Source organism: Akkermansia sp. KLE1798, assembly GCF_001580195.1.
In the GTDB taxonomy this organism is placed as follows: Bacteria; Verrucomicrobiota; Verrucomicrobiia; order Verrucomicrobiales; family Akkermansiaceae; genus Akkermansia; species Akkermansia biwaensis.
Genome location: NZ_KQ971087.1, coordinates 81782 through 96541, shown reverse-complemented (window position 1 = coordinate 96541; position 14760 = coordinate 81782). Strand labels below are relative to the sequence as shown.

10 protein-coding genes are annotated in these 14760 nt (G+C 59.9%); 3 read left to right on the top strand and 7 right to left on the bottom strand.

From position 1 onward, the window contains the following. The first annotated feature begins 387 nt into the window (after nucleotides 1-387). Both thiH and HMPREF3039_RS08765 read left to right on the top strand, forming a co-directional pair. A complete protein-coding gene (thiH, locus tag HMPREF3039_RS08770) occupies nucleotides 388-1524 on the top strand; it encodes a 2-iminoacetate synthase ThiH (protein WP_067572701.1) in 1137 nt (378 codons plus the stop codon). A 147-nt stretch (nucleotides 1525-1671) separates the two neighbouring features. Next, nucleotides 1672-3558, top strand: a complete 1887-nt coding sequence (locus tag HMPREF3039_RS08765) for an LTA synthase family protein (protein WP_067572703.1) — start codon at nucleotides 1672-1674, stop codon at nucleotides 3556-3558. A gap of 221 nt (nucleotides 3559-3779) precedes the next feature. Here HMPREF3039_RS08765 and HMPREF3039_RS08760 read toward each other — a convergent pair whose 3' ends face one another. Next, nucleotides 3780-4937 carry a metallopeptidase domain-containing protein gene (locus HMPREF3039_RS08760; protein WP_067572705.1) on the bottom strand — a complete coding sequence of 386 codons (1158 nt, stop codon included), beginning with the start codon at nucleotides 4935-4937 and terminating at the stop codon, nucleotides 3780-3782. Nucleotides 4938-5184: 247 nt separating this feature from the next. Here HMPREF3039_RS08760 and HMPREF3039_RS08755 point away from each other — a divergent pair, with 247 nt between their 5' ends. Continuing rightward, nucleotides 5185-7536 carry a glycoside hydrolase family 95 protein gene (locus HMPREF3039_RS08755; protein WP_067572707.1) on the top strand — a complete coding sequence of 784 codons (2352 nt, stop codon included), beginning with the start codon at nucleotides 5185-5187 and terminating at the stop codon, nucleotides 7534-7536. A 364-nt stretch (nucleotides 7537-7900) separates the two neighbouring features. Here HMPREF3039_RS08755 and HMPREF3039_RS08745 read toward each other — a convergent pair whose 3' ends face one another. The 6 genes from HMPREF3039_RS08745 to gmd all read right to left on the bottom strand — a co-directional run bounded on the left by HMPREF3039_RS08745 (nucleotide 7901) and on the right by gmd (nucleotide 14709). Then, nucleotides 7901-8632, bottom strand: a complete 732-nt coding sequence (locus tag HMPREF3039_RS08745; protein ID WP_067572711.1) for a peptidoglycan recognition protein family protein — start codon at nucleotides 8630-8632, stop codon at nucleotides 7901-7903. A 145-nt stretch (nucleotides 8633-8777) separates the two neighbouring features. Beyond that, on the bottom strand, nucleotides 8778-9701 hold the full coding sequence (locus HMPREF3039_RS08740; protein ID WP_082770226.1) for a type I phosphomannose isomerase catalytic subunit: 924 nt from the start codon (nucleotides 9699-9701) through the stop codon (nucleotides 8778-8780). 95 nt (nucleotides 9702-9796) lie between these two features. Then, complete coding sequence (locus tag HMPREF3039_RS08735) at nucleotides 9797-11047, bottom strand: hypothetical protein (RefSeq protein WP_067572712.1); 1251 nt, start codon at nucleotides 11045-11047, stop codon at nucleotides 9797-9799. 118 nt (nucleotides 11048-11165) lie between these two features. Then, the gene (locus HMPREF3039_RS08730; RefSeq protein ID WP_067572714.1) at nucleotides 11166-12506 is read right to left on the bottom strand and encodes a Na+/H+ antiporter NhaC family protein; all 1341 of its coding nucleotides are present in this window, start codon (nucleotides 12504-12506) and stop codon (nucleotides 11166-11168) included. 53 nt (nucleotides 12507-12559) lie between these two features. Beyond that, on the bottom strand, nucleotides 12560-13639 hold the full coding sequence (locus tag HMPREF3039_RS08725; protein ID WP_067572716.1) for a GDP-L-fucose synthase family protein: 1080 nt from the start codon (nucleotides 13637-13639) through the stop codon (nucleotides 12560-12562). Nucleotides 13640-13641: 2 nt separating this feature from the next. Next, entirely contained in the window at nucleotides 13642-14709 is a 1068-nt protein-coding gene (gene gmd, locus HMPREF3039_RS08720) for a GDP-mannose 4,6-dehydratase (RefSeq protein WP_067572718.1), read from the bottom strand. Nucleotides 14710-14760 lie beyond the last annotated feature (51 nt).

The window sequence follows — 14760 nt, the reverse complement described above, 5'->3', positions numbered from 1 at the left end:
CGGGGAAGACGGGGAAGACGGGGAAGACGGGGAATGTGCGCGGCCTCCCTTTTTGGCGGTCAGGTACCACGTTCTCAGGACGTCCCGGGCCTCCTCCGTCAGGCTGGCGCGTGTGGTTCCCCTTTGGATCAGGGAATCGAGGTAATGGCGGAAAAGGCTGTTCGGCGTGGAGGTCATGGGAGGATAAGGCCAGATTAGTCCACGGAAGGCCGTCTGTCACGACGATTTGCAGCCTCTCCTTTTCTCCCGGAATCCCGCCGCACCGGGAAATGACACGGTAAAGGATGGAATCCCCGGCGCAGAAGGGAGCAAATTGGGCTTTTCCGGCCCTTGTGCGGAGATTCCGCACCGGGACCGCCCGTCTCTCATTCCTGATTAGTTATCCTTATGTCCTTCTCTGAAGAATTAAGCACCCTGACGGCCCATCCCTCTCCCCTCGTGCGCCGTTTCATGTCCCTGCTGGAACCTGTGGACGACGCCCGGCTGGAGGCGATGGCACAGGAGAGCCGGCGGCTGACCCGGTTGCATTTCGGCAGGACGATCCGGCTGTTCGCCCCCATCTACTTGTCTAACGAGTGCATCAATAATTGCAAGTATTGCGGCTTTTCCCGGGACAATCCCATCATCCGCACCACCCTGACGGTGGATGAAGTGGTTCAGGAGGCGCGCTACCTGCACGGCCTGGGGCTGCGCAGCATCCTGCTGGTGGCCGGGGAGCATCCCAAGTTCGTTTCGGACGGGTACATTCAGAAATGCCTGGACGCCCTGCATCCGTTCATCCCCTCCCTGGGGCTGGAAATCGGCCCCCTGCCGGATGACCGTTACGCGGAAATCGTGCATCACGGGGCGGAACAATTGGCCGTCTATCAGGAGACCTATGACCGGGAAGTTTACGAAACCCTGCATACGGCGGGGATGAAGAAGAATTTCAACTGGCGGCTGGACTGTCCGGAACGGGCGTACCAGGGCGGGTTCCGGCGCATCCAGATCGGCGCGCTGTTCGGGCTGGCCCCGTGGAGGCGGGAGGCGGTGGCCCTGGCCGCCCATCTGGATTATTTGCAGAAGCACTGCTGGAAAGCCGCCCTTTCCGTGGCTTTTCCGCGCATGCGGCCCTATGCCGGGAATTATGAATATGAGCCTGACCCGGAACTGATGCTGGATGACCGCCATTTTGTCCAGCTCATGACCGCCCTGCGCATCTGCTTCCCGAAGATAGGCATGTCCGTGAGCACCCGTGAGCCGGAGCCCATGAGAAACGCGCTGATGCATCTGGGCATGACCCATATGTCCGCCATTGCCCGGACGGAGCCGGGCGGTTATACGGGGGTGGGAACGGCCACGGCCCACCTGACGGTGCGGGGGAACGTGGTGGATTTGCCGGAGGAAAAGAAGGGGCAATGCAAGGCGACGGAGCAATTTGAGATCTCAGACCAGCGTTCTCCGGAACAGGTGGTCTGCGCCATCCGGGGAGCCGGACTGGAACCCGTCTGGAAGGATTGGGATTCAGGGCTGGACGTGGTTTAATTCCAGAATTTTCAAGGCAATCTGCCGGGCGTTCCAGCCTTCCGGCAGGGGAGGAATGCTGTGCCCGAGACCGGATGACAGCCTTGCCGTCCTGATGTTGTAATGTGGCATTGACGGCTTGTTTCCTCCACCATATTTCTGGAGGCCATGATTCGTTATTATTGGGGCAGGTTTTGGCCGTTTCTCCTGTTTGCGTTCGGGATTGAAGTAGTGGAAAACCTGTTTACGGTGTTCTTTGAATACCGCAACATGGATTTCGGTTTTCTGCCTTTGCTGAAAACGGGGTATGTTTTTGTAACGGAGTTCCTGATCACGATGTGCTACTGGCTTCTGCCCTATGCCATTTATCTGTGGCTTCTGCCCCGCAGCAAGGCCGGGGGCAGGGCGGACCGCTGGATCACCCTGGCGTGGTTTTTCCTGTTTGCGCTGGCCAGCCTGTTTGAAGACGTGGCGGAGGCTTTTTTCTGGAACGAGTTTGAGGCCAGTTTCAATTTCATTGCGGTTGATTATCTGATTTACACCAAGGAAGTGATCGGGAACATTTACGAGTCCTACCCCATTATTCCCATTCTGCTGGGCATTCTGGCCGTCTCCGTACTCGCGGCGTGGGGCATGCGCCGCTTCCTGATTCCCGGGAATGCTGAAGCTCCCCGCGGATGGAAGCGCGGCTGCGTGGTGGCCGCCCTGCTGCTGTGCGTTACAGGCGGTTATTGGCTGGTGGACATCAAGGACGCGGATGCCGTAGGCAACCGCTATAATTCGGAAATGGCCAAGGACGGCCTTTACAGCCTGTTCAGCGCTTTCATCAAGAATGAACTGGATTACCGGACCTATTACAGGACCCTGCCGGACCGGGATGCCGCGGCGTTTCTGGCCGGGGAGTTTACGGCGGACGATACTTCCGTACCGGATGCCGCCTCCGGAAGCGTGAAGAGACAGGTGCGCCCCGCCGCGGAGGCCATCCGCCCCAATGTGGTGGTGGTCATTATGGAGAGCATGGGCGCGGAATTCCTGAATGAATGCCGGAAGGACGGGGAGGACATCACCCCATGCCTGAGCCGTCTGGGCCGGGAGGGAATCTTTTTCCCGAACACGTATGCCACGGGCACCCGCTCCGTGCGGGGGCTGGAGGCGGTGAGCACCTCCATTCCGCCGCTGCCCGGCATGTCCATCGTGCGGCGGGAGGGCAATGAAAACCTCCGGACAATCGGTTCCATTTTCAGGGAAAAGGGATATGACCTCAAATGGATTTACGGGGGATACGGCTATTTTGACAACATGAATTATTTCTTCGGGAACAACGGGTTCCAGGTAATGGACCGCAACTCCATGGATGATTCCGAGGTGACCCATTCCACCATTTGGGGCGTCTGTGATGAAGACTTGTTCCGCCGCGCCGTCCGTGAGGCGGATGAGTCCTGCGGACGCGGAGTGCCGTTCCTGCAGGTGGTGTTCACGACGTCCAACCACCGGCCTTATACGTATCCGGATGGCCGTATTGACATTCCCTCCCACACCGGACGCCTGGGAGCCGTGAAATACGCGGATTATTCCGTGGGGGCCTTTGTGGAGGAAGCCAGGAGCAAGCCCTGGTTTGACAACACGCTGTTCGTTTTTGTGGCCGACCACGGCGCCGGGAGCGCCGGAAAAAAATCGCTCAATCCGGAAACGCACCGCATTTTCTCCATTTTTTACGCTCCGGCCCTGCTGAAGCCGGAACGGCGGGAGACGGCGATCAGCCAGATAGACGTGCTTCCCACGCTTCTGGGCCTGTTGAAATGGCCTTATGACGCCTCCTTCTACGGCAAGGATGCCTTGAAACCCTCGTACCGTTCCCGTTACTTCGTGAGCAATTACCAGTACATCGGCTACCTGCGGGGGGACGACATGGTGGTGCTCAAGCCCCAGCGCGGCGCGGAATTCTACCGGGACGGGAATGAAGCGGCTCCGGACGACCGCATGAAGGAGCTTGAAAAGGAAGCGATTTATTACTCTCAGAACGCTTCCGACTGGCGGAAGCACCTGAAGGAATAATCACTGGTTCCCCGGATGCGTGCCGGGATGAATGCACGGTTTTCCGGAGACGGAAGATTCCGGGAGCCGTTCTGCGCCGCCGGGTGCGTGCGCCTGCCTGGTGAAGGCCTGGGCCGGGTGTTCGGCCTCTGGCGGGGAGAATGAATGCCCGGAGAAGGAATCTTTTTCTTTGATTCAGCTTGCCGTCCGCCCATACGAAGGGCGCAGGAACCAGGATTTAATCAGGATTTGTCCGCGTCCTTGTAGTCCTGGAGGGCGTCCCGCAGGAACTTGAAGTGCTTCTGTATCTGCTGGCCGTTGGCAAGCACGAACATGAGGGAAATGCGGAATTCGTTGTCCTTCAGTCCATCCAGTTCCTTCCTGTCGATCTTCATGGAGAATTTTCCGCTCTTTTTCCCGAGGCGTTCGGAGAAGGAGACGGCATCGTAATCCTGGTTGACGGCGTAGGGAGGGTCCTGGACGTAAACGTTCAGGGCCTTGACGGTCTGCGGGCTCTTGTAGTTTCCGGAAATCAGGATCTGGTCCCCCTTGAAGGAGATGGAAATGCCCTTGGTTTCCACTTCCGGTTTGCCCTGGTAGTATTGCTGGCCGGGTGTGACGGAAAACACCTCGCAGGCGTCCAGCAGCGCGCAGCTGGCGGGGGTCAGGAACGTGGGGCTGGAGCCAAACGTATAGTTGCCCGCTCCCATCAGGGCGGTGCCGTACTTCTTGCCGTCGGACGTGGTCTGGTGGTTGTGGGGCAGGTTGAGGCCGTGACCCAGTTCATGAGCCAGGCCGCCGTACCATTTGGTCAGCAGCCTCCCTTCCTTGGTCGGCTGGCCCAGGTGCTTGATGTCGAAGGCGGGGTAGTCCAGGGCGAAGCAATAGCGGCCCATGCCGTAAAAGGGAACGCCTCCGGGATTGTCCGGGCCGTTCTTGTCGTCGTTCCATGTGGGCATGATGATCAGGGTGTGCTGGCTTTTCTTTTTGTCCGGATTGGCCTTGAAAAACTTTTCAATTTCCTGGGCCGCCTTCCATCCGCCGCCGTTTTCGTAGGGGTAATGGCTGGCCGGATTCTCGGCCTTGTATTCAATGATGTTGACGCGGCCGGGCGACTTGATGTCCATCCCGAAGGCCCTGGCTCCGTAGCCGTGCCTCTGCATTTCCTTTCCGTAAAACTGCTGGAGGTAAAGCATCAGTTCGCTGATGCGGCGTTCGTAGTCCGGCACGGGTTCCGTATCACTGCCCAGGAAATAAACGATGTTGAGCTGATGCTCCGTCTTTTTCAGGGGAATGCGGTCTTTCAAAATATCCGGAACCGTGACCTTGCTATCGGCCAGTCCGGCGGAAGCTCCGAGAAAGAGGAGGGAGAGAAGAATGGAGGCAAACCTTTTCAACATGATGGCAACGGTATGAAGCCTCCGGGGAAAGGCAAGGAAATTTCCTGTCCTCTTTTTTTGCGGGGAAAACCGCCTGCTGAAAAGGGCCGGGGACCGGATCTTTCCCCCCGCGGCAGTCCCGGTTTTTTTTGGACGCACGATGAAGAAGGCTGAAAGATAGAGATTGCAGGAAGGGTATTTTTATGAGAGTATTAATAAAGCAATGCATCTTCAATCTCTTCTCTTCTCCGCTTTATCCGTAAGTGCAGTGTCGCTTGGCTGGAGCGCGCTGGACAAGCCTTCCGCCTCCAATCTGATCTGGGACGACAAGCCTGCCGTGGTCGTCTATCCCCAGGCGGACAAAAACCCTGACGGCAGCTTGGGCAAATACAAGAAGCCCTCCGCCGTATGGGAAGCGGAAGGCTATCCCATCGGCAACGGCCGCGTGGGCGCGATGATTTTCAGCGCCCCCAACCGCGAACGTTTTGCCCTGAACGAGATCAGCCTCTGGTCCGGCGGCCCCAATCCGGGGGGCGGCTACGGCTACGGTCCGAATGCGGGGACCAACCAGTTCGGCAACTACATGCCTTTCGGCGACTTGTTCGTGGACTTCAAGAAAGGGGACCAGCCCGCCTCCGTGTCCGTGGAGGACTTCACCCGCGCCCTGGACCTGCGCGACGGCATTTACAAGGTGAATTACAAATCCGACGGCGTGACCTACGACCGTGAAGCTTTTGCCAGCACCCCCGCCAATGTCCTGGTGATCAACTACCGCGCCAGCAAGCCCGGTAGTTTCAACGCGGACTTTTCCGTGAATTGCCAGGTGGATGCGGACATCTCCGCCAAAGGCCCCGTACTCACGTGGAAAGGTACCCTGAAGAACGGCATGAATTTTGAAGGCCGCATCCTGGTACGCACGAAGGGCGGCACCGTTTCCGCCTCCGGCGACAAGATTTCCGTGAAAGACGCGGATTCCTGCACGGTTGTCGTCGCCATGGAGACGGACTACCTGATGGACTACAAGAAAGACTGGAAGGGGGAGGCCCCCGCCAGGAAGCTGGACCGTTATGCGGCCAAATCCGCCTCTACGGATTATGCCGCGCTGAAACAGGCGCACATTGTCCAGTACAAGTCCATGTTCGACCGCGTGAAAGTGGACTTCGGCAAAACTGAGCCGGAGGTGGCCAAACTTCCCATCCCGGAACGCCTGAAAGCCTACAAGAATAAGCCGTCCGATCCCGACCTGGAGGAAACCATGTTCCAGTTCGGCCGCTATCTGCTGCTTTCCAGCTCCCGGCCCGGAACCCTTCCCGCAAACCTCCAGGGTCTTTGGAACGAGTACGTGAGTCCGCCGTGGGCCTGTGACTATCACAACAACATCAATGTCCAGATGGCCTACTGGGGCGCGGAACCCGCCAATCTTTCCGAATGCCACCAGGCGCTGATTGATTACGTGGAAGCCATGGCTCCCGGCTGCCGGGACGCCTCCCAGGCCAATAAAAAGTTCAATACCAAGGACGGCAAGCCGGTGCGCGGCTGGACGGTGCGCACCTCCCAGAACATCTTCGGCGGCAACGGGTGGGCCTGGAACATTCCGGGTAATGCCTGGTACGCCCTGCACATATGGGAACATTATGCCTTCACCGGAGACAGGAAGTATCTGGAAAAACAGGCCTATCCCCTGATGAAGGAGATCTGCCATTTCTGGGAAGACCATTTGAAGGAACTGGGCGCGAAAGGCGAAGGCTTCCTGTCCGGCGGCAAGCCCCTGAATGAAGAGCAGCAGAAGGAACTGGCCGACATCAAGGCCGGCACCCTGGTGGCTCCGGACGGATGGTCTCCCGAACACGGCCCCCGTGAAGACGGCGTGATGCACGACCAGCAGCTGATTGCGGAACTTTTCACCAATACGATCAAGGCCGCCCGCATTCTGGGCAAGGACGCCTCCTGGGCCAAGAGCCTGGAAGGCAAGCTGAAGAGGCTGGCCGGCAACAAGATCGGCAAGGAAGGCAACCTTCAGGAATGGATGATCGACCGCATTCCCAAGACGGACCACCGCCATACGTCCCACCTCTTTGCCGTTTTCCCCGGCAACCAGATCACCAAGCTCAAGACGCCCAAGCTGGCGGAGGCCGCCCGCCTGTCCCTGGAATGGCGCGGCACGACCGGCGACAGCCGCCGTTCCTGGACGTGGCCCTGGCGCACGGCTCTCTGGGCGCGCTTTGGGGACGGAAACAAGGCTCATGAAATGTTTGAGGGCCTGCTCAAGTACAATACCCTTCCGAACATGCTGACGACGCACCCACCCATGCAGATGGACGGCAACTTCGGCATCGTGGGCGGCGTGTGTGAAATCCTGCTGCAATCCCACGCAGGCGGCATTGAAATCATGCCTTCCTCCGTGGATGCGTGGCCGTCCGGTTCCGTGAAGGGATTGAAGGCCCGCGGCAACATTACCGTGGATTTCTCCTGGAAAAACGGCAAGGTGGGCAACGTGAAGCTTTATTCCGAGCAGCCCAGGGTGGTGCCCGTGCGCGTCAACGGAAGCGTGACCCGCATGAAGACCCTGCCGCTGCAACCCAAGGCGGCAGCGGCGCCCGCCCCGGACAGGAAGAGCTAAAAGCTGGGATTTCAGCAAAGGCCGAAGCGGCGGGTGGAGAATTGACGGCGCGGTGCGCCGGGGATTTCCCTGTCCGGTTTCCGGTTTTCATCATTACCCTGCGGGTTGGCCCGCAGGGTATTTCTTTTCCGGACCCGTTCTTTAAGGACATCAAAGGGCATCAAGAAGGCGCGGCCGCAAACCGGAATGAATGGGGAATGCCCCATCCGGAAGCCGGAGGAGGGATGGACCCTGCGGTGCGGCCGGATCAGGGACGGGGACATGTTCCGCACCTGCGGATAGGGGAAATGGGCACAGCTTCAGGATTTTTTCCCCGGGATTCCCTGGGGACTCATCCTGCCGGGTTGCAGCAGAGCACGGGAACTCAACTGATGCAACGGTGGTAGTAGTCCACGCGGGAGATGAACCAGGACCATTTGAAGCCGGGCTTGCCGTTGTCCAGCAGCAGATGGGGACAGCGCTTGCCCGTCCAGTAGTAGTGCGGCACCACGTTGCGCAGCGGGATGTTCTGGGAGTACATCGTGTAGGCGGCCAGCTTGGCGGCGCGGTCGAAGGTTTTGACGATGCTTTGTCCGCGCTTTTCGCACATTTCAATGCCGATGGAGTACATGTCTCCGGGGCCGCCGCGGTCCGCATGGCGGCCGGTTTCATTCAAAGGGAGGTGTTGCATGGCCACGTACGGGTCCACCGTGTAGTGCCAGTTGCACCGCAGGGCTCCGTTGTTCAGGGCGCGGGCGTGCTGCATGGCGTCTGCGGACGGGTTTTCCGTGTTGTGCATGGTGATGAAGCGGGGCTTCATGCGGGAGGAACGCCGGCGCAGGGGGGAGGTTTTGGGCATGAGCATCGGCTGCACGTTGCATTCCGTCAGGAGCTGGCGCGGGGAACGCTTCACCAGCGGAACGCTGGAGGGGGTGAAGGAGATCATGGGCGCCGGACCGGCCTTGCCGGAGGTTTCCGCACAGCTGGTCAGGGCCAGCAGGGCGGCGGCTTCCAGCAGGAATGTCCTGCGGTCCATGCCCTGGACTTTTTCCAGCATGGGCTGGAGCTGGCCGGAGACACGGGAAAGATACGTGGCGATGGTGGAAAGGTTGTTCATACGACCGTCGGAAGGCAAGGAATGGGAGACTGGTGCAGGAAAAGTTTAGTCCAAACTAAGAGCCGCCCTCTTTCTTTGCAACGAAAAAGTGTGAAAGCCCCGGCTTTGTGCGGAATTCTTCACCCTTTTTGTCATATTGGACTGTTCAAACCGTCGTTGAGAGGAGAACCGTGTCCCCTTCGGTGGCCGTTACGGCGGCGGACCGGACGGGGGAGAGAATGAATTCCCCCTGCCTGGCCTCTCTGCCGTCCCAGGCCACGCCGCCCCGGAGCACCGTCAGCACGGCAAAGCGGGAGGGGTCCTGCGGAATGAACCGTTCCCCACTGTCCAGGCGGCATTCCCGTGAGGTGAAGTGGGGCGTGTCGGACAGGTAGCGTGGATCGCGGCTGAGTTCCCTGAATTCACGGATGGAGTCCAGGGCCTGTTCCAGGTGCAGTTCCCTCCCCCGGCCGGAGGCGTCCGTCCGGTTCCAGTCGTAGAGGCGGTAGGTGGTATCGCTGTTTTGCTGGATTTCCGCGATGAGATGGCCTGCGCCGATGGCGTGAACCAGTCCGGCGGGAATGTACAGGTGTTCCCCGGCGTTCAGATGGGCGGAGCGGATGAGCTGCTCCATCCGGCCCGCGTCCGCCGCGCGGTATATGTCCTGCTCCGTGGCGGATTCCTCCATGCCTCCGTAGATCAGGGCGTCCGGTTCCGCGTGGAGGACGTACCAGACTTCATTTTTTACTTCCCCTCCCCATGCCTCCGCCGTGCGTTCCGGAGGATGCACCTGGACGGAAAGATTTTCGCGCGCGTCCAGTATTTTGCACAGCAGCGGAAAACGCGGGAAGCGTTCATAGCCGGGGCCGAAGATTTCCTCCCGGTGTTCCTCCCACAGCCGGTGCAGGGGCAGGCCCTCCCATTCGCCTTCCTTCACGATGCTCATGGCTTCCGGTCTGTCGCTGATTTCCCAGGCTTCCCCGTAGGCCGTTTCCCGGTCGGGAAGTTCCCGTCCCAGCAGGGTTCTCATGTGCTGTCCGCCCCAGATGCGGGGCTGGTAGATCGGATGGAAGCGGAAGGGCTGCATCATGTCCGGAGGCTAAGGCATCCCCGGCCTCCAGACAAGCAAAATGCCCGCAGGAGGCCTGCGGGCATGAATGAGGGGGAACGGAGGGTTTCCGTGGGTTATTTCACGGATTCCCAGACGATGCCGATTTCGTCGAAAGGCACGTGTTCCTTGTTCTTGTCCGGCTTGGGCACGCCGTAATTGGTCCGGAACAGCGGCAGGATGGGGGCGCCCGTCTTGGGGTCCTTGCTCATGGGCTCCATGCCCACTTCCTCCAGCAGCAGGGTCATGCCGAATTCCCCGCCGGGGATTTCACTGATCAGGATTTCAATGGGATAGACATCTCCCTGCTTGACGGTGAACGTTTTCCCTGCGACCACGCCGCCCATGGTGTCATTCCAGTGCTTGGAGGTGGAGTATTTGTAGAAGGTGGAGGGCGGCACGTTGATTCCGGCGTCCCTGAGTTCCTTTTTCAGGGCGTCGTTGCCGGGCTTGTTCTGCATGGCGTTGATCCATTTCATGTCCTGCGCCGCCGTCATTTTGCCCAGGGAGGCCTGGAACCAGCCGTAGTCGAATACGTTCTGGTTGTTGAAGCGGACGGCGATCACGTCGTCCCCCGCGCCCACAAAGCGGAACGTTCCGGATTTGGGCGCGCGCACTTTCCCCCGGTAGATGGCGATCCACCGGCTGGGCTTCACCTTGTCCGCGCAGCCGTAGGCCTTGGGGGCCTCACTGGCGGAGGTTCGGGGAACGTAGAACTGCGCGGCGTAAAGCTGCTGGGGGGATTTGTAAAACCGGTTCAGGTCGGCTTCATTCCAGCCCCGGTTCACGAAGCGGGAAAGAATGGAGCAGAATTGTTCCTGGGACAGGTCGGTGGGGCGTCCGCCCTGCGTCTGCTTGGTATCGTAAAAGGTGCCTACCAGCGTGCTGCCCGCGGGTTCCTTGGAACCGAAGGCGGAGGTGGAGTCTCCCAAATCCGGGCCGAATCCGTTCCCCATGCCGAGCATGTTCCCTTCTTCCAGCATGACAGGTTCGTCGGGAGGGTCAATGTCGATCTTGGGCAGGTTCACCGGGGCGGCCGCAGCGGCCACCACTACCTTGACGGGAGTTTCCGCATGGGATGCGGAGGAGGTTTCCCTCTGCACTTCCGGCGGGGGCGGCGTATCTGAAGGCGGCGCGTCGTCAGGCGTGATGTAGCCTACGACCTTGGGTTCTTCGGGCGCGGCGATGATGATGGTCAGGGAGTAGAGGATGGCCCCGGCAAGGACTACGGAGAGAATGGATGTTGCCAGTGCGGCAATGTAATTTTTTCGCCTTTCCTTGCGCAGGGTTTCTACTGCTTCTTCTGTGGGTTCTATATGAAGGCTCATGAATGTATGATAACATGTTTGCCCCATATGTTGAGTAACATGCGGATAACAAGAGTAACATGTCGGTAACAGGCCCCCTTTTCCCCCGCGCTCCGGGAGAGGGATTTTTCCCGAATGCCTAGGCCGGATTTTCCGGGCCGGGGGCATGTTTCCGGTCCGCCCTCCCGCCGAGGATGATGGCCGTCACGGAGCAGGCCCCCAGAATCAGGGGGTAATACAAGTATTTCATGATCAGCAGGGGGGAGACCTGCGCAATGCCAGCGGCCATGAGCATCTGGGCGCCGTAGGGAATGACTCCCTGGACCAGGCAGGAGAAGGTGTCCAGAATGCTGGCGCTGCGCCTGGGCGGGATGTTGAAGCGGTCGCTGATGTCCTTGGCGATGGGGCCCGCCGTGATGATGGCGATGGTGTTGTTCGCCGTGCAGAGGTTGGCGAGGGAGACCAGCGCGGCAATGCTGAATTCCGCTCCGCGCCTTCCCCGGATATGGCGCGTAATTTTTTCAATGATGTAGGCGATGCCGCCGTTGAAGCGTATCATGGCAAGCACGCCGCCCGCCAGCAGCGTGACGATGATGAGTTCTCCCATTTCGGTCATGCCATCGCCCATGGAGCGGAACCAGTCCATGCAGGAGAAGTAGCCCATGCCTACGCCGACCGCTCCCGTGGCCAGCAGCCCCAGGGTCAGTACGGCCATCACGTGGACGCCCGCCAGGGCCGTGGCCAGCACCAGCAGGTAGGGGAGCACCTTGAGCCATTCTATCTGCACGTCCGCGCCTGCCGCCGGCGCCTGGACATTCCAGCCCGCCAGCATGTAGCAGGCCAGGGCGAGCAGCGCGGCGGGCAGGACCACCTTGACGTTGGCCCGGAATTTGTCCCGCATGGCGCAGCCCTGCGTGCGGGTGGAGGCGATGGTGGTGTCTGAAATGAAGGAGAGGTTGTCGCCGAAGAAGGCGCCCCCCACCACGATGGCCGTCATCATGCCCGTGTTGACGTTTGTGGCTTCCGCCAGTCCCACGGCTACCGGGGCCAGGGCCACGATGGTTCCCACGGACGTTCCGACGGAGAGTGAAATGAAGCAGGAGGCGATGAAGACGCTGGCCAGGAGAAGGTTGTCCGGCAGGAGGTGCAGGGTGAGCCGGACCGTGGCGTCTATGGCCCCCATGTCCCGCGCGGACTGGGCGAAGGCCCCCGCGAGCACGAAGATCCAGATCATCATCAGGATGTTCCGGTTGGCCACTCCGGCGGAGAACAGGTCCACCCGTTCCGTGATGCTTTTCCCTTTCGTGATGGCTATGGACCAGATGGCCGCCGCCGTAAACGCCACGGTGACCGGCACGGCGTAAAAGTCCTGCACCGCCACGGAGATGGCCAGGTAGAGCAGGAAGAACACCAGCAGGGGGCTCAGCGCCCACAGGCTGGGGGCCGGGTTTCCGGAATCGTTGTGAAAGGCGTGGTGCATGTGGCGGAAAGGGATACGGCGGGGCGGAAATGCCTGTTCCCCCGGCCGGCGGCTCAGGTACCCCGGCGGTCCAGGTACCACCGGTATATGGAGGCAATGCCCTGTTCCAGTTCCACACGGTGTTTCCAGCCCAGGGAATGGAGTTTGGAAACGTCCGTCAGTTTGCGCATGGTGCCGTCCGGTTTGGATGTATTGAAAGTGATTTTGCCCCGGTAGCCCGCCGTTCCGGCAATGAGTTCCGCCAGTCCGCGGATGGAGATTTCCTTCCCTGTCCCTATGTTGATGTGGCAGTTGCGGATTTCCGGACCTTCCCCGCGCAGTTGGGGGAAGTCCACGTTTTCCATCACGAAGACGCAGGCGTCCGCCATGTCCTCGCTCCACAGGAATTCGCGCAGGGGCGTTCCCGTCCCCCACAGCTCCACGGCTCCCGGCGTGACGCCGTATTTTCCCAGTACGGCCAGAATGGCTTCTTCAGAGGCGTTTCCGTCCACCTGTTCCACGGGGAGCATGTCCAGGTCCCGGCGCACGGCGTCCCAGGCCCCTTCCTCCAGGCATTTCGCCAGATGGATTTTGCGGACCATGGCCGGCAGCACGTGGCTTTTTTCCAGGTCAAAGTTGTCGTTGGGGCCGTACAGGTTGGTGGGCATCACGGCAATGTAGTTGGCGCCGTACTGGAGGTTGAAGCTTTCGCACATTTTCAGCCCGGCGATTTTCGCGATGGCGTACGGTTCGTTGGTGTATTCCAGCGGGGAGGTGAGCAGGGCGTCCTCCTTCATGGGCTGGGGAGCTTCCCGAGGATAAATGCAGGTGCTTCCCAGGAAGAGGAGCTTGGAAACGCCGTGGCGGAAGCTTTCCCCGATGACGTTCTGCTGGATTTGCAGGTTGCGGAAGATGAAGTCCGCCCGGTAGCGGGAGTTGGCGACGATGCCGCCTACGAACGCCGCCGCCAGAAAGACGTATTCCGGCTTTTCCCGGTCAAAGAATTCCCGGACGGCCGCCGGGTCTTCCAGATCCAGTTCCCGGTGGGTGCGGCCGATGAGATGCGTGTAGCCCCGGCTTTCCAGGGCTTTCCAGATGGCGGACCCCACCAGCCCGCGGTGCCCGGCCACGAATATCCTGCTGTTTTTGTCCATGCTCAGCGGAAATCGGCGTGTTTGACGTATTCCATATCATGGCGGACCATGATGCGCACCAGTTCCTCAAACGGCGTGGAGGTGGGGTTCCAGCCGAGCAGGGTTCTGGCCTTGGTGGGATCGCCCAGAAGCTGTTCCACTTCCGCGGGCCGGAAATATTTGGGGTCCACTTCCACCAGGATGTTGCCCGTTTTTTTGTCCCGGCCGCGTTCTTCCGCGCCTTCCCCCTCCCATTCCAGTTCGATTCCCGCCTCCCGGAAGGCCAGCGTGCAGAATTCCCGCACGGTGTGCATTTCCCCCGTGGCGATGACGAAGTCTTCCGGAACGTCATGCTGGAGAATCAGCCACATGCATTCCACGTAGTCCCTGGCGTAGCCCCAGTCGCGCAGGGCGTTCAGGTTGCCCAAGTAGAGCTTGTCCTGCATCCCCTGGGCAATGCGGGCGGCCGCCAGAGTGATTTTCCGCGTGACGAAGTTTTCCCCGCGGCGTTCGCTTTCATGGTTGAACAGGATGCCGTTGACGGCGAACATGCCGTAGGATTCCCGGTAGTTTTTCGTGATCCAGAAGCCGTATTGCTTGGCGACGCCGTATGGGGAGCGCGGATAGAACGGGGTGGTTTCCTTCTGCGGTACTTCCTGCACCAGCCCGAAGAGTTCGGAGGTGGACGCCTGGTAGATCCGGCATTTCTTTTCCATGCCCAGGATGCGCACCGCCTCCAGCATCCGCAGGGTGCCTACGGCGTCCGTTTCCGCCGTGTATTCCGGCACGTCAAAGCTGACTTTCACGTGGCTTTGCGCGGCCAGGTTGTAGATTTCGTCCGGCTGGACGGTCTGGATGATGCGGATCAGGGAGCTTGAGTCCGTCATGTCTCCGTAGTGCAGGTTGACCAGACGGCTTTTTTTCATGTCCCTTACCCATTCGTCCAGGTACAGGTGTTCAATGCGGCCCGTGTTGAAGGAAGAGGAGCGGCGCAGGATGCCGTGCACCTCATAGCCCTTTTCAATCAGGAATTCAGCCAGAAAGGAGCCGTCCTGCCCCGTGATGCCGGAGATCAATGCAATTTTACTCATGGATGGAATGTCTGTTCAGGGTTCGTCCGCCGGAACTTTTGTGGACCGGAA

Bases quoted from the DNA above. Each gene is read 5' to 3' on its own strand.
- thiH (WP_067572701.1), top strand. From the start codon at position 388: ATGTCCTTCTCTGAAGAATTAAGCACCCTGACGGCCCATCCCTCTCCC.
- HMPREF3039_RS08765 (WP_067572703.1), top strand. From the start codon at position 1,672: ATGATTCGTTATTATTGGGGCAGGTTTTGGCCGTTTCTCCTGTTTGCG.
- HMPREF3039_RS08760 (WP_067572705.1), bottom strand. From the start codon at position 4,937: ATGTTGAAAAGGTTTGCCTCCATTCTTCTCTCCCTCCTCTTTCTCGGA.
- HMPREF3039_RS08745 (WP_067572711.1), bottom strand. From the start codon at position 8,632: ATGAACAACCTTTCCACCATCGCCACGTATCTTTCCCGTGTCTCCGGC.
- HMPREF3039_RS08740 (WP_082770226.1), bottom strand. From the start codon at position 9,701: ATGATGCAGCCCTTCCGCTTCCATCCGATCTACCAGCCCCGCATCTGG.
- HMPREF3039_RS08735 (WP_067572712.1), bottom strand. From the start codon at position 11,047: ATGAGCCTTCATATAGAACCCACAGAAGAAGCAGTAGAAACCCTGCGC.
- HMPREF3039_RS08730 (WP_067572714.1), bottom strand. From the start codon at position 12,506: ATGCACCACGCCTTTCACAACGATTCCGGAAACCCGGCCCCCAGCCTG.
- HMPREF3039_RS08725 (WP_067572716.1), bottom strand. From the start codon at position 13,639: ATGGACAAAAACAGCAGGATATTCGTGGCCGGGCACCGCGGGCTGGTG.
- gmd (WP_067572718.1), bottom strand. From the start codon at position 14,709: ATGAGTAAAATTGCATTGATCTCCGGCATCACGGGGCAGGACGGCTCC.